The organism is Rhizobium sp. CFBP 8752 (assembly GCF_014842035.1).
In the GTDB taxonomy this organism is placed as follows: Bacteria; Pseudomonadota; Alphaproteobacteria; order Rhizobiales; family Rhizobiaceae; genus Neorhizobium; species Neorhizobium soli.
Window position 1 is genome coordinate 2,662,791 of sequence record NZ_JACYUZ010000001.1, and the last position, 15,262, is coordinate 2,678,052.

12 protein-coding genes are annotated in these 15,262 nt (G+C 58.1%); 7 read left to right on the plus strand and 5 right to left on the minus strand.

The features are described from left to right. The first annotated feature begins 742 nt into the window (after nucleotides 1-742). Together IFT59_RS12780 and IFT59_RS12785 are read left to right on the plus strand one after the other, a co-directional pair. A complete protein-coding gene (locus tag IFT59_RS12780) occupies nucleotides 743-1,228 on the plus strand; it encodes a hypothetical protein (RefSeq protein WP_192087019.1) in 486 nt (161 codons plus the stop codon). A gap of 1 nt (nucleotide 1,229) precedes the next feature. Beyond that, nucleotides 1,230-2,027, plus strand: a complete 798-nt coding sequence (locus IFT59_RS12785; protein WP_192087020.1) for a hypothetical protein — start codon at nucleotides 1,230-1,232, stop codon at nucleotides 2,025-2,027. Between the two features lie 170 nt (nucleotides 2,028-2,197). Here IFT59_RS12785 and IFT59_RS12790 read toward each other — a convergent pair whose 3' ends face one another. Next, a complete protein-coding gene (locus tag IFT59_RS12790; protein WP_192087021.1) occupies nucleotides 2,198-2,719 on the minus strand; it encodes a hypothetical protein in 522 nt (173 codons plus the stop codon). A 26-nt stretch (nucleotides 2,720-2,745) separates the two neighbouring features. Here IFT59_RS12790 and IFT59_RS12795 point away from each other — a divergent pair, with 26 nt between their 5' ends. Next, nucleotides 2,746-3,111: a hypothetical protein gene (locus IFT59_RS12795; RefSeq protein WP_192087022.1), complete on the plus strand. Its 366-nt coding sequence runs from the start codon at nucleotides 2,746-2,748 to the stop codon at nucleotides 3,109-3,111. A gap of 612 nt (nucleotides 3,112-3,723) precedes the next feature. Here the strand turns inward: IFT59_RS12795 and IFT59_RS12800 are convergent. Next, nucleotides 3,724-4,617 (minus strand): LysR family transcriptional regulator, encoded by an 894-nt coding sequence (locus IFT59_RS12800; RefSeq protein ID WP_148165676.1) that lies wholly within the window; start codon nucleotides 4,615-4,617, stop codon nucleotides 3,724-3,726. Nucleotides 4,618-4,721: 104 nt separating this feature from the next. Between IFT59_RS12800 and IFT59_RS12805 the strand changes: the two genes are divergently transcribed. Next, nucleotides 4,722-5,390: a peroxiredoxin-like family protein gene (locus tag IFT59_RS12805; protein ID WP_192087023.1), complete on the plus strand. Its 669-nt coding sequence runs from the start codon at nucleotides 4,722-4,724 to the stop codon at nucleotides 5,388-5,390. 168 nt (nucleotides 5,391-5,558) lie between these two features. Here the strand turns inward: IFT59_RS12805 and IFT59_RS12810 are convergent, their stop codons facing one another. Beyond that, a complete protein-coding gene (locus IFT59_RS12810) occupies nucleotides 5,559-6,641 on the minus strand; it encodes a hypothetical protein (protein ID WP_192087024.1) in 1,083 nt (360 codons plus the stop codon). A gap of 151 nt (nucleotides 6,642-6,792) precedes the next feature. Between IFT59_RS12810 and IFT59_RS12815 the strand changes: the two genes are divergently transcribed. From IFT59_RS12815 to IFT59_RS12825, 3 genes are all read left to right on the plus strand, one after another. After that, nucleotides 6,793-7,689: a LysR family transcriptional regulator gene (locus IFT59_RS12815; protein ID WP_148165673.1), complete on the plus strand. Its 897-nt coding sequence runs from the start codon at nucleotides 6,793-6,795 to the stop codon at nucleotides 7,687-7,689. Between the two features lie 1,151 nt (nucleotides 7,690-8,840). Then, the gene (locus IFT59_RS12820; protein ID WP_342344780.1) at nucleotides 8,841-9,548 is read left to right on the plus strand and encodes a GGDEF domain-containing protein; all 708 of its coding nucleotides are present in this window, start codon (nucleotides 8,841-8,843) and stop codon (nucleotides 9,546-9,548) included. A 48-nt stretch (nucleotides 9,549-9,596) separates the two neighbouring features. After that, nucleotides 9,597-11,363 carry a putative bifunctional diguanylate cyclase/phosphodiesterase gene (locus IFT59_RS12825; RefSeq protein ID WP_192087025.1) on the plus strand — a complete coding sequence of 589 codons (1,767 nt, stop codon included), beginning with the start codon at nucleotides 9,597-9,599 and terminating at the stop codon, nucleotides 11,361-11,363. 84 nt (nucleotides 11,364-11,447) lie between these two features. Here the strand turns inward: IFT59_RS12825 and IFT59_RS12830 are convergent, their stop codons facing one another. Together IFT59_RS12830 and IFT59_RS12835 are read right to left on the minus strand one after the other, a co-directional pair. After that, nucleotides 11,448-11,675 carry a hypothetical protein gene (locus IFT59_RS12830; RefSeq protein WP_156466398.1) on the minus strand — a complete coding sequence of 76 codons (228 nt, stop codon included), beginning with the start codon at nucleotides 11,673-11,675 and terminating at the stop codon, nucleotides 11,448-11,450. Nucleotides 11,676-11,999: 324 nt separating this feature from the next. Then, nucleotides 12,000-15,260 (minus strand): error-prone DNA polymerase, encoded by a 3,261-nt coding sequence (locus tag IFT59_RS12835; protein WP_192087026.1) that lies wholly within the window; start codon nucleotides 15,258-15,260, stop codon nucleotides 12,000-12,002. Nucleotides 15,261-15,262 lie beyond the last annotated feature (2 nt).

A 15,262-nucleotide genomic window follows, 5' to 3' on the forward strand; every position in this document is an offset into this window, starting at 1 on the left:
GCGAAGCGGCCATCCGTGCGGCGACCGCGGGAACATGAGCTTCAGCCCGAAAGCGGAAATTATTTCCTGTTCCGGGCCATATTGACTGATGTCCAGAGCCAGGGCAGGCTTTCGGCGCACCAGAGGATGAACCTGCCACTCTCGCCAGACATGCTCCTGCTCCGCATGTGGATAGGCCTCGGCAACTTTCGCCGGATCGACAAGGTCGCCCGTTACCGCCGTCACGACGATGATAACGTAGATTGCAGTGGCGATAGGCCTATCAATGGCGGCAGGTCGGCGGTCTGCACCGGAAGGCGCCTCTTACGGCGCTCCAGAGCACGGCGCCTCGCCTTCGCCTCCTCCTCGATCCCCTTGCGTGCCTCGGCGCGTTTCCTACGCTCCTCCGGCTCGCAACGCTTCGCGGCCTGCTCAATGGTCTCCCACTGGTGCTGCAGGTCGTCGTAGGAAGCATGGGGCACCTCCCAAAGCTTCTATCGCCGTTCCACCGCGCGAAGGGTATGCCGTGTAAGAATATGATGAGAGACTTGTCGTGCATGTCGATGCAATGGCCAGGTGAAGATCGCCGAGGGCGCTCGACCCTAGCGCGGCGCGCCCTCACACCCCGAAGAACGGAGCGTCAGCAGGATGGTTGAATATGCTAAAGCAGATAACAAAGCGCACGGTACCGCGAGGGTCATTTAATTCGACCTAAAGTTTTTCTTGCTATTGGTTGCAGTAGGTCGTTCACAGAGGGCACTCGATGTTACGGGTTTCAGACGATGTAATGGAGCTGGTGCAACTTCTCAACGAAGAAGGCTACGCTATCCTGGCGGGTGAACTACTGTTAGAAATGGGCCTCGGCCACGAACCCGATCTGCTTGACGAAGATCCCGACGTCAATTTGCAATTCGGCCAATCCGTGGATCGGCCTGAAAGTGAAATCAATCGCTTGCCGCTATTGCTGGACGAGCAGATGGACTTCGCATTGTCGTTTATCGAGCTGCGACTGGTGTCACCTATGCGGGCATTGGCCGAAGCTGAAGTAGTAGCGGGGAAACTGTCCGTTCCTGAAGACAAGTCTCCCCTAGCTGACAAGATGGAAGAATCTGGCCGCCCTATCCGGCTATCTTTCCGATCACCCCCTGGAGAGCCAGACATTGAAATCAAGCGTGCCGACGTACCGGGGGGGACCACCTCGATAGAGGAATTGTCCGGAGCCCTCTCCTACCTGCGTCAAGATATCTGAAATGGCCATCCCGTCAGCAAAGGTGACAGAGCTGCGCAGAATCCTGAGAGGTTTTGCGGCCGCGAATGGACCTGCCTCCGTCCCAGGCGGCGCGGGAAAGGCGTTGGAGGCCTGGATTTTCATGCACCTGGCGATGGCCGCGAGAGCTTCTGGAAACTGGCATGTCACCCTACGGCGTGGTGACGGCACGCTTCTACCGGTGGGAGCAGACTTTACCTTCGCTACTTTCCAGGCCGGGATCCAGCCGGCAGCGCTTTCTGCACCCTGTTACGCGTTGATAGAGAGCCGGGCAAACCCGCCTGTCGCACTTGAGCTTCACGGCAGCCTGCAATGGGAAGGCCGCAGTCAAGCCACACACGAGATCGACGTTTCGGCCATACCAAGCTTAGTAGCCGACGCCCTCCGCGCTTCAGGCGGGGGGCGTCCAAGAGGAGTACCCATCGTTGCCATAGAGTGTAAAGACAAAACAAACTCAGGCACGCTCGACGAGATGCGCCAGACCCTCGCTAGATTGTATGATCTCGCGCTGGTTACGCCGCCGAACGCACCGAACGGGTGCCGAATTTCTGGACCCAGCGGTCTTGCAGCTTGGGGGAGGAGGGGTAGCTCTTATCGTACTGTCTTCGAACAGAGCCTTTCCGCAATTGCCAGAGCGGGCACATTTTCAAGCGGTGCTCGTCTTTTGGGGAAGCATTACAACATCAAGCAAAGCGGCAGTGTGTACGATCCTGGCGCCGCTGCAATCCGTGATCTCGAACAAAAATTCCTGGATGTTCTCGATCAGATGAATACTTACTGAGTCGGATCTGAACTGGCATCGCCCTTTCCGGCAATCGATCATATCCTAACGGATGATGTCGCAGCCTTCTGCGATCGCGCAGACGATGCCCTCTGTTTGATTAAGGCCTCACGTAAGCTCGGCGACCGTGGTGTTCCCCGCCGCCGCGCTGCTGCTATTCACCAACGTTCTCAGCTTGCCGTCGCCGGCTCGGCCGCGGAATTTCGCACTTTCACCCTCAACGCGTTCGGATGGAAATTACTCATCAAATAGCCGCGTCCGGTTTTACCGAATGGCAAGGGCTTGTTCTTCCCAACTACTGCTTCGAGTTTTTGGTAAAGACCCTCGCTGACCGTCAGCATATGCGGATCCGCCCAGATGAACAGATTATCATCAACGACCTCTTGACTAAGTATGTCTGTGAACTCGGCCCGTCGGGTACCAAGCCACAGCTTATTTTTGCCGAAAAGTCCTTCTGCCAAGCTGTCAAAAGTAATGATCTTAAAGTCGTCGCGCTCTTCCGCGCGGACGCGGCTGCGCCGCAATTCACTGTCGGCGTACTCGGCGCGACGGCCGAATACCAGCACAAACTTCGGGTAGGTCGGGTTACGCTGCATAATTGCTGGCACGCGGATTGTGCTCAACTGATTGATGAACGCCTGCAGGTTGCCGTCGATGGAAAGCCAGGCCCGCCAAGTGTTGATCTGCTGCAAGGCATGCACGAATCGCGATGATACTCGTGGCTGCCATCTTTAAAGAAACGCGAGCTCGGCTTTTCGATCTCGACGAAACCTGCATTTTAATCGTCGGAGCTCTTAGACAAGAAGAAGTCGCTTTTGAAATCGGCTCCAAATGCCAGCTTTCGCAGTACCAAATTCAGATGCACGCCGTGGTTCTGCACAAAGTCACGCGGTACGAGCTGCGTGTTAGTTTCAATCATGTCCTGATAAATCTGCTCCCTATGTTCGGCATCAAGCAGGGCAAGATATCCGGCCCTCAATTCGGTTACGTCATTAATGCTGCACCTCCGGCTCTTATCCAATGTGGCATCTATCGACGCCGGCTGCCAATGGCAGCATTTGGGAACACACAGAGACTATCTTAATGGCTGCAGATGGTGCGCAAAGCTGCCGGGAGCTATGGCCGCCTCGTCGCAAACGTGAGGTCGCACAGCGGAAATTATTGCCGCTCGCCCTCCCTGTTGACTGAAGCCCAAAGCCAGGGCACAAAGGTGGCATCCACGGTCGCTCGCGATGGGAAAACAAAGGGAATTTCAAGGCTTTTCCATCAAGCCTTTGAAATCATGTGAGAATCCAGGTCTCCCAGGCAGGTCATTTTTGACCGATTTTTCGATCCAAGTTGGCGGTCATCTCCCGCACAGAAAAGTGGCGTCTTCTCAATAAGTTGGCCGATCTGGGACGCAGTTCCTCAGGCCATCGTCGTGTTCGAAGACGGCTAAGAATATTGGCTGGGGACCCGCAAGCAACGACCCTAACGGATCCAGAGTCCGACTGTCGGATATTGCGTCGGAGAAAAAGATAACGCTGACATTGAAGCACATGGCGCTGTTGTCCCCTTCGGGGCCCAAAGCGGAATTTGGGCCGACTCCGGTCCTTAAATCAATGCCTTGCCAATCGAGGCGCCGCCATCGACTGCTTAGTGACCAGCATGACCGGGAAAGGGACGTCATCGTCATCAGCCATAGCAGCATGTGCGATTAGACGGCCGGCCGAAGTAGGCCTGCGATCAAATGGTCGATCAGCGCCCTGACCTTTCGAGATGGTTTTGGGCCGACAGTGTAGACCGCGTACACCGCTGCAGGCTCCAGCGCATATCCTTCCAGCACCCGGACAAGCCTGTTGTCGGCTCGTTCGTCTGCCGACATGACGTCGGAGACAACGGCCAAACCCAATCCCTGGACGCTGGCCGCCAAGATGCCTGGGGCCGAATTGATCGTGAGCCTGCCGCGAATGTCGACCGAGATCAGCGTGTCGTCTCGCTTGAAACGCCAGGCTCCCTGACCGAATGCACCATAACCGAGAATGCAGTCATGAGCGATGAGCTCATCAGGGGTGGCAGGTGTGCCCTTCCTGGCGAGGTAGGCGGGAGATGCCACGACCATTCGTTCGAGAGAAGCAATTCGTCTGGCGCCGAATGTCGAGTCGGGAAGTGTGCCGGTGCGGATTGCAAGATCAACACCGTTCACGACCAGGTTTTGCCGTTCATCCGCCATCAAGATCTCGACCTGAAGGTTGGGATAGGCATCCATGAAACTTAGCAGCAACGGCATGATGGCCCGCGAGCCGTAGGCAGTCGGCAAGGCCAGCCGAATGACGCCATCGAGCGAGTCGGTCCTCCGCGCTGCGTGTTCTGCCTCCTCGATCGTCGCAAGGACATCGCGCGCCTTGTCGAGAAATGTCGCGCCTGCCTCGGTCAAGGTAAGGTGGCGCGTCGTGCGGATCAGTAGTTTGACACCGATGCGTTCCTCGAGCTCCGTGACGATCCGCGAGACCGAGGGCTGGGATAGCCGCAGGTCTCTCGCGGTCTGGGAAAAGCTGCCGCTCTCAGCTACCCTGATGAAGACGATGAGTTGCTGCCAGCGATCACTCATTTGCTGCCCGAATAACAGTTGTCCAAAGTCTCGCGATACCCGCTGTCGACCTGTCGACATAGCCTTCTTTCCGTTGCGGAGGTTCCGCTTTGAAAGGAAGAGCTATGAAATTGCAAGACAAGCTAGACACGCTACGTGACGACTTTGAAAACGGTCGTCTTCCTCTTGTCCCGACATCCGAGCAAATTGAAATCATGCATCGAGCCACCCAAACGCTCATAGACAGCGGACAGGTAGGCCGTGCATTGAAAGCGGGCGACAGGGCGCCGGACTTCAGTCTTTCGGATTCTGAGGGCGACATGTACATTTTGCCCGACCTCCTGGTCCGTGGCCCCGTTGTTGTCACCTTCTACCGCGGTGTTTGGTGCCCGTTTTGCAATCTGGACCTTGCCGCTCTTGAGGCCGAGCGCGGAGAGATCGAAGCACGTGGCGCCCAACTCATGGCCATTTCGCCGCAGACTCCTGCCAACAGCCGTAGATCCCAGCGCGACAACAAACTCAACTTTCCGATCCTCAGTGACCCCGACAGTGAAGTCGCGGAAACTTTCGGTCTTCGCTTTTCGCTACCGGACGAGCTTATAGAGGTTTACAAAAGCTTCGGGAGCAACCTTTCTCATTTCAACGCCGGTCAGGACTGGCGCCTGCCAATGCCTGCCCGATATGTGATCGGTCGCGATGGTCTGATCGCCTATTCAGAGATCAATCCTGACTATACCCGCCGCCCGGATCCTTCTGAACTTCTGCCCGCCCTGGACAAGCTCAGGTCAAATTGAAGAGAGGCTTTTCCCTGCGAGATTCTTAGTCTTGCGGGGAAGACCCGGGGCCGCCGCGTCGAAAAGTCGCCGCCGCAGTATCTCTCACCCTCTCGAGCGACCGACTCACATTCACAGGCCTCCGTGGCTTGCGCAGTCGACCGCAGGACCAGGACGTAGGTTCAGTCCCTATCGATCGACGTGATTGTCGATCCAGTCGATCAAGACGTCCGCGACCTTGATGTTCTCTCTGCCCTGCATGAACATATGCGTGCTGCCCTTGATCCCGACATCGGGGAGCGAGAGGAAGGTGATGTCACCGCCGGCCGCCTTGATCTGCTCTATTTCCTTGGCGCAGGCCGCGGCTGGGTTGCTGCCCATGTAATCGCCAACCACCACGAGGATGGGCACCTCGGCCAGCGCCTTGACCTGCTCGTCCGATAGATTGGAGAAGCAGCCGGTCTCAAGCTGGATCAGGCCCTTGATACCACCTTTGCCCTTCAGGACTGCCTGGCTCGGAAATCCCGCCGACTGCGAGTGGCCGACGAGGATTGCGCCTCCGAGGTCTGCAGCCAGATCGGCAACGTTGGCGACGGTCGGGTTCTTCGTTTCAGGCTGGATCAGCGCGCCCAGCAGGCTCGGCAGCTGGGTCTCGATCATGTCAGGGATCACCTGCTTGGCGAATTCATCGATTGCATCGATTGGGAACTGGACGTCTGGCCAGGCCTTGCCAAGTTCAGGACCGAACCTGAACACCTTCCAGGCCATGCTCGACGTGCCAAGAAAAACCTTTGGCTGCGCCTCAGGTGGCAGACTTTTGTTTTTCACCTGGTTGAAAATCGTACCGTTGAAGCCCGAGCGTGCCCGGCCCGTCTGTTCCGCAAGATAGGTGGGAAATCCTTGCCGCGTGAAATACTCGAACCAGCCCATGCGACCATCCGGCGTCGTCTCCCACTGCTTTGAAGAGAGCAGCCCGCCATGCATGAAAACGATCGGCAGGTGTGTCGGGTTCGGTGGGCTCTGGAACTGGACGTACATCTGATCGACGACGACATCACCCGCTTCGAAACTCTCTCCGAAGATGTCCTTGAGGTCGCCCCAGCCGGCACTCTCGGTTTTGACGGTCCGGCCGCCGACGAAGAAACTACCCTGGCTTTGAAGCAGAAGCGGCTCCGGAGAGGACTTGATGTCGGAGAGCGATTGCGCTGAGGCACCGGTGGTACTGAGAAGGAGCGCAAGCACGGTTGCCTGCATTTTGGAGAGCATCTGCATCATAAACCCTTGTGTGGAGCGATCGTTTGATGACGGGAAGACAGGTCATTTGGAGCGAATTCACACGCCATCTGTGTCTTCTGGGTGTACAGCGGCCGTTACCTGCGAATAAACTCCGAGATCAAACACATGGGATATGAAGAAACGCACCATGGATCATTGGGATGAGTTGCGGATGTTCCTTGCTGTGGCCAAAGGCGGAACGGTGCGCGCGGCGGCTGAAGCGCTCGACCTCAACCACGCAACGGTGCTTCGAGGCGTTGCGCGCCTGGAGCAGCGGCTGAAAACGAAACTCTTCGAAAAGCTTCCTTCCGGGTACAGGCTGACGTCTGCGGGTGCTGACATTGTGGATCTCGCCGCGCAGATGTCGGAGGCATCCACGAAGATCGAGGGAAGGATCTTCGCTCGCGACCAGAGCGTATCTGGCCCGTTGCGTCTTACCCTCCCCGTCTCGTTTGCGACCGATCTTTTGATGGAGACCCTGACGGAGTTCAGATCCGCCTATCCGGATATCGCGCTCGAAATCATCGGAACGGGAACGGTTGCCAACCTGAGCAACCGGGAGGCGGATGTGGCATTGCGCGTCGTTCTTGGAAACGGTTCGCCTCCGGAAAGCCTGTATGGAAGCAGGCTCTGCGGGTTCCACACGGCGTTTTACGGATGCCGTGACCGACACGGCGATGTTTCGTCCTGTTTGGCCTGGTTGCTCGGACCGGGCGAAGTCGCTCCCAGTGACTGGGTCCCAGAAGACATCGAAATGGCCGCCACGCCTGTTCGCTTTTCCGAGATGCGCTCGAGGCTCCAGGCCACGCGCGCGGGCATGGGCATCACATCGCTACCCTGCTTTGTTGGCGACGCAGACTTGTCGCTTTCTCGTGCCTCAGGCAGTCCGGTCATACACACCGGCGATGTATGGCTCCTAACCCACGTCGACACCCGGCAAACTCTGCGCGTCAGACTTCTGTGCGACCGTATACGCGACACCATGCGAACCGTCTCCGCCAGAGTTGAGGGGCGCGCGGACGCGGCCAGATCGGACCATCTGTAAGCTTGCCGAGAGCTCAGGTAAGATCGCCATCGGCAACCGTTCAGTTGTAGCAACGCCGCCAATCGCGAGCAGCACGGTATCCCGCAGATGCTGGCGGACGACGCACCCATCAGTATGTGGTCCACCCGGTTTGGGGATGACTGGGCTTTCCTTAAACATGGAAACATTTGTCTCGGTCGCCGTATCGAAACGACTTCTTTTGACGACCGCCGGGCGCATCCGCGCAGCTTTTTATAGGCCTCATAGCTTGGTCGCGACGTCTTAGGGAAGGTTCAAGCGAACGTCAGAACCGCTGATGGTACACTCCTTAGCGGACTTGAACTTCCCACAATCCGACCCATCGTCAGTTTTTCCGCCAGTATACTGTGAAGCGCCAAGGCTCGGGCGCTCGCGGATCTCGTGTAGACGATCGTCGGCTGAGGCCATGGCTCCTGACGAGTTGGTCAGGTGATGCTCTGCACGGCAATGTCCGCTTTCGGGCGCGGGCAATCACGATGTTGATGACCTTAGATGAAGGCGCGAAGCTGCCGCACGCTTTATGGCCACCTCACCGCAAACTTGGCCTCCGAAGGCGGAAATTATTGCCGCTCGACCGCCCTGTTGACTGATGCCCAAAGCCAGGGCACAAAGGTGGCATCCACGGTCGCTCGCGATGGGAAAACAGAGGGCATCTCAAGACTTTTCTTCTAAGTCATTGAATTAATGTGAGAATCCAGGTTCCCCAGCCAATTCTCCCCGACAACAATCGCGGTCGTTGCAAAACTCTCAGCGCCAATGCTGTCGCGTTTGGTTGCGCATCATTTCTCGGTATTACTTCGCAGGTTCAACTCGTCCACGCGACAATTGCCCGAGAGACCGTCCGGCAATTGGGAACAATGCCCGAGCGCAACTTCGAAAAGAGCCTATCGCCAGCACACTCCGTGAGCAATTCAACCGGTCATGACGCGAGCGGATCTCACTGTCGATAAGCCGAACTTGCCGCGCATGGAACAAGCCAAACATGTACGGGTATCTACGTACCAAATCGAGACGATTTGAGTGTTTGATATAGCGCTTTTCTTAATAGGCAGATGCTAATTCAGAAGGTCTGAATCTAGGGTACAGCATTGCCGTTCGTCCACCTTATCCGTCAAGAGACTTCGAGACTGCGTGTGTTTGCAGGAACACTGCTTGGCACAGCTCTTTGCGTTGTCGCCGCAGTATTGGCCGACTCGTTTAATTTCGCGGAGATGTCGCAGGATCATTTTCGTCGCGCACTCGCGACAGACATCCTGCTCCCGACCCTGATCGGCGGGCCTTTCTTTTACTTTCTGCTGGAGAAGATCCGGCAACTCGCCGTGGCCAAGGTGGAGCTGCAACGGCTTGCTTCGACAGACAGTCTTACCGCCGTGCTTAGCCGCGGTGCATTCGAAATGCTGGTCGAAGCCTATCTGGAAAGAGCGCGGGCGGGATCGCTTCCGCAAACGGGATCGTTTCTGATCGTTGATGCGGATCATTTCAAGGCAATCAATGACAGTCACGGGCATCAGGCGGGTGACCAGGCCCTGAAGTTGATTGCTGGGGCTATCAAGGAAACTCTGTCGCCGGCAGATCTTGTCGGACGCGTCGGCGGCGAAGAGTTCGCCGTCTTCCTGCCGGCTGTTGTCGATGACACGGCGTCGCGCACGGCCGAGCTGATAAGACAGAGGATCCGCGCACTGCCCTTCCCCAGGGACGTTGGCGAAGGGCTGCTGTCGGTCAGCATCGGCGGGGCCACCTTCCGCGAAAACACCAGTTACGAAGAACTGTTCAAGACGGCAGATCGCCGTCTGTACGAGGCAAAGGCGTCAGGCCGCAACCTTGTGAGAATGTCAATTTAAACGCCGTCCCAACTTTATCCCGAAAAGACATTACGACTGAGATATTACATGAAAACCAATGAGGAAATCCGTCTCGCCGCTCTGCACTCTTTGAAATTGCTCGATACGCCAGCAAGTGAGAGCTTCGACCGTATCACGCGCATGGCGAGCCAGATATTCGACCTGCCGATCGCGGCCATATCGCTAACCGATTCCGACAGGCAGTGGTTCAAGGCGCGTGTCGGGGTGGAGCACCAGTCTATTCCACGAGACAAGGCGCCCTGTGCGGCAGTGGCCGAGAGTACCGAACTTCTCGTCGTTCCGGACCTGTCCAAGGATGCGCACTACCACGACAGTGTCCTTGCAAAGACAGGCGTGCGTTTTTACGCGGGAGCACCGCTCACGACGCGCGAGGGGCATTGTCTCGGCGCCTTGTGTGTCCTTGGAGCCGAGCCGCGTGAGACCACCGAAAACGAGATTGCCAGTCTCCAGGACCTTGCCGCAATGGTGATGGCCCAGATCGAACTGCAACATGCGTATGGCAGGATCGAGCCGGTCAGCGGGCTTCCCAATCGTACCCAGTTTTCCGAGGACGTGAGCGACCTTCTCAGAGGACCGGCCTGGCGGACGGCCTATACCGGTGTCCTGATCGACCTTGCCGAGACGCGGCAGCTTGACGACCTTTCCCGCGTGATGGGAACATCCGAAATCGATGCGAAAGTGCGCGATGCCGCACAGCGGCTCAGAGCCATCGTTGGCGGCAAAACCACACTTTATCACGTCTCTACGACGCAGTTTGCGTTCATAAGGGACAGAAATATCGCAGGCCTCGACTGCATGGTTTACCTCAGACAGCTGCTGGGTGACCTGGACGACGAGTCGGACCTCAGATTTCTGATGACGCCGGCAATCGGCGTCGCGCCGCTCAAACCCGACACCACGCCGTCGGATTTCCTGCGTGCCATGAGCAGCGCAGCGCAGGACGCTCGTCTGACAGCGACACATGTCGCGGTCTTTTCACAGGCCAGTGACGATCGCTACCAGCGGAGTTTCCGTCTGCTGCAGGATTTCGACAACGCCCTTCAAGGCAGCGATCAGCTATCGATCGTGTTCCAGCCGCGTGTCAGTTTGCCGGATGGCCATTGCGTCGGAGCAGAAGTCCTCCTGCGCTGGCTCCATCCGGAACTGGGAGCCATCTCCCCCGGCGAATTCGCTCCCATCATCGAGCAGTCTCCACATATAGGCAAGATGACCGCGTGGGTTCTGGATGCCGCTCTGCGCGAAGCCGGCAACCTGAAATCCAGGGGGGTAATCGTTCCGGTATCGGTCAATATCTCGGCGGCAAACCTCGATGAACCGGACTTTGTCCAACGGGTGCAACTGTCCCTCTTGAGACATGGTATCCGGCCGGCGATGCTGGAGCTGGAGGTCACCGAAAGCGCGATCATGAAGGACGCGGCAAACGCGCTGGCGAAGTTGCAGGCGCTTTCCGATGGCGGGGTCCGACTATCGATCGACGACTTCGGCACGGGCTACAGCAGCCTGTCCTATCTCCAGACCTTGCCGACCACCGTGGTCAAGATCGATCAATCCTTTATCCGCAGCATGGATGATGGCTTTCGCGAAACCAATCTCGTCAGATCGATGATCCAGCTGTCGCACGACCTGGGCTACCAGGTCGTGGCGGAAGGGGTGGAGACGACCGAGGCGGCCGAGGCTTTGAGCAAGATGGGTTGTGATGAAGCGCAGGGGTATCTTTTTGCAAAGCCGCTGTCGCCAGCCGCATTCGAAGAATGGTTCTTCGAGAGAAAAATAGAACACCAGATCGCATGCTGATCCGATAGGCTGCCGGCACGAGAAACAGACGATGTCGAATTTCCAACGCGCATCGTGTTTCAAGCGTGTCGGCTCTGCCGGAAGCTAGATCAAGGTCGATGATTTCAAGACGCTGAAGCTGTTGTCATGGTGCAATGCTATGACGCCTTCATGTTCCAGGGCGTAGAGCGCGTTCAGAAGTTCGTTTCTTGAATATCCGGTAGTCGCGGGCGTGTTCGCGATCGTCCCGAACTTGACCTGCGATGGCGGCCTGACCCGCAACCGTCTTAAAACATCCGTCACGGCATTGACGACTTCGATACGTGATTTCACGATAGCGGGCCTCCGGAGAACGGTCATCCCATAATCCGTTCTGTCTTCAACAACACCGGAGGGCTGACTTTGATCCATCAAAAAGACATATCGTGAGCATGCGCCCTCTCCCGCATGCGCCTGGTCTACGCGTTCAAGCGGGCATAGCGCCGACGCTATCAACGTCCGCAGTCAGTCCTGGAATGGATGACACGGACGAATTCGTGCGGATACGCAACCCGCCGCTCCAACCCTGTGAGGGAAGCCGTAACCGGCTGGAGCACAGGCAAAACGGGACAGACTTGAGAGCAATATCAACAACGCTGTCTTTGACATCCTTGCCGGTCAATGGAAGTTTCTCGACTTGACCTTGAGCGTGTCGATGTGGAGATCCGGGATATAGATGTCGCGCGTCGGGATGACAGGCTTCGGATTGTCGCGGGGATCAGGCCCGCTGCCGTGCTTGGCTCCGTCGCCACGGCCGTACGGCAAGGGGAAGTCGCCGCCAAGCTCGCCGAGACTGGAGAGATCGCCGGAAAAGTCGAACAGGCGCTGGGCGACCAGATGAACGACCTCGCCTTCGCGCTGTATCCTGCCATGGATCGCCATCATCGAAGCCGACATGACGATCCGGCGCTGTTTCTCGAATAGCGAGGGCCAGACGACGGCATTGACGACGCCCGTCTCATCTTCAAGCGTCAGAAACATCACGCCTTTGGCGCTACCAGGCTTCTGACGCACGAGGACGAGGCCCGCCGTCCAGAGCCAGCGGCCGTCGCGCTCCCCCATCGCTTCGGCGCAGGTGACGATCCGCTTTTTCTTCAGTTCCGGACGCAGGAAAGACACAGGATGCGACCTCAAGCTGAGGCCCGTATGGGAATAGTCCTCAACGACCTCCCTGCCCTCTTTCATCGACTTGAGCGACACGTCGGGTTCCTGCATCTCGGCAACAACCCTTGCTTCACGCTTTGCGGCTGCGGCCCATAGTTCCAGCGGCTCGTCGCGCAGTGCCTTGATGTCCCAAAGTGCCTGACGCCGTTCCAGCTTCAACGACGGTAGGAAGGCATCGGCCTCTGCCAGCTTGACCAGGGACGCTGTCGGCACGCCGGATCGCCGCCACATGTCGTCGGCACTCTCGAAAGGCTGGTCAACACGGGCAAGAACAATTCTGGCAGCATTATTCAGCGGCAACCCCTTTACCATGCGCATACCGAGACGAACCGCAAAGCGGCCGGGCCTTCCGGTCTCCTCCATCGTGCAGTCCCAGCGAGACCGATTGACACAGACGGGCCGGACCTCCACCCCGTGGTTGCGGGCATCGGTGACGATCTGGGCAACGCTATAGAACCCCATGGGCTGGGAGTTGAGGAGAGCGGCGCAGAAGATATCCGGATGATGGCACTTCATCCAGGAACTGGCATAGGCGATGAGGGCGAACGAAGCTGCATGGCTTTCCGGAAAGCCATAGGAGCCGAAGCCTTCCAGCTGGCTGAACGTCCGCTCCGCGAAGTCTTGAGAGTAGCCGTTCTTGACCATGCCGTTGACGAGCTTCTCCTTGAACCTCGACACGCCGCCCGTAAACTTGAAGGTCGCCATGGCCCGACGCAGCTGGTCCGCCTCGCCTGCACTGAAACCCGCACAGACCATGGCAACCTTCATGGCGCTCTCCTGGAAGAGCGGGACGCCGAGCGTCTTGCCAAGCACCGCCTCGAGCTCCGGCGTTGGATACTCCACCTTCTCCTTGCCCTCCCGCCGACGCAGATAGGGATGCACCATGTCGCCTTGGATCGGGCCAGGGCGGACGATGGCGACCTGAACCACGAGATCATAGAAGGTGCGTGGCTTGAGCCTTGGCAGCATCGCCATTTGGGCGCGGCTTTCGATCTGGAAGGTACCAAGCGTATCCGCCTTGCGGATCATCGCGTAGGTCTTCGGATCCTCCTGCGGAACGTCTGCCAGACCCATCGCTTCGTTCTTGTACTCCGCCAGCAGCTCGAAGGAGCGGGCCATGCAGGACAGCATGCCGAGTGCCAGGACATCCACCTTCATGAACTTCAACGCGTCGATATCGTCCTTGTCCCATTCCACCACCTGGCGGTCATCCATGGCGGCGGGCTCGATGGGGACCAGATCATCCAGTCTGTCCTGCGTCAGCACGAAGCCGCCGGGATGCTGTCCCAAATGGCGTGGCGCTCCCATGAGCTGCGAGGCAAGGTCGAGCGCCAGACGCAGCCGATAGTCGGACGCGTTCATGTTGTTTTCCCTGAGCTGCTTTTCGCCGATGCCATCCTTCGACCAGCCCCAGACGCCGGAGGTCAGTTGACCGATCAGGTCTTCGGGCAGGCCGAGCGCCTTGCCCACATCGCGCAGTGCACCCTTGGTTCGGTAGCGGGTGACGGTGGAGCAGAGGGCGGAGCGCGAGCGGCCATAGGTTTCGTATATCCACTGGATGACCTCCTCACGCCGGTTATGCTCGAAGTCGACGTCGATATCCGGTGGCTCGTTACGCTCCATAGACACGAAGCGCTCGAACAGGAGGTCTCCTGTTTCCGGGTTGATGCTGGTGATCCCGAGGCAATAGCAGACGGCGGAGTTGGCGGCCGACCCCCTGCCCTGACAGAGGATGTTCCTGGAGCGTGCAAAGCGGACGATGGAAAAGACGGTGAGGAAATACGCAGCGTAGTTCATCTTCCGGATCAGGTCGAGTTCGTGCAGGATTGCCTTGCGGACCTTGTCGGGAATGCCTTCTGGATAACGCTCCGCCGCACCTTCCCAGGCGAACTTGGCCAGCGACTGCTGGGCGTCGAGCCCTGGCACAATTGCCTCTTCAGGATACTGGTACTGCAACTCGCTCATGTCGAAACGGCAACGCTCGACGATCTCGCGACTTCTTGCGAGAGCTTCGGGATAGTCGACAAACAAGCGGTGCATCTCCTCCGGCGCCTTGAGGAAGCGGTCAGCATGCCGCTCCCGGTCAAAGCCGACGCTGTCGATGGTGGTGCGGTTGCGGATGCAGGTGACGATGTCCTGAAGCTGTCGGCGGCCGGGCTCGTGGAAGAGCACATCGTTGGTCACCACCGTCTTCACCTTGTGACGCTGCGCCATGTTCGACAGATCATGCAACCGCAGCCGGTCGTTCGGACGCCGCCGCAGGCAGAGCGAGACATAGGCGCGGTCACCAAAGACTGCGGCCACCTTGCGGAGCTGACCCGCATAGATATCGTCCGCCTCATCGGGAATGAGGATCGCAATCAGACCCTCGCTATAGGCCTCGACATCAGACAGGTCGAGAATGCACTTGGCCTTGCCGCCCCGACTTTTGCCAAGCGTCAGCAGCCGGGTGAGCCTGGAATAGGCGAGCCGGTCCGTCGGGTAGACGAGCAGCGACATGCCATCCGTGAGGTCGAGATGGCAGCCGACCACCAGGCGCACCCCGGTTGTCTTTGCCGCTTCCCAAGCCCGGACAATGCCGGCAAGCGAGTTGCGGTCGACGACACCAAGGGCGTCGATGCCCAGTGCGGCGGCCGTGGCAAACAGTTCTTCCGCGGAGCTTGCACCCCGCAGGAACGAGAAATGCGTGGTCACCTGGAGTTCGGCATAGCGCATAG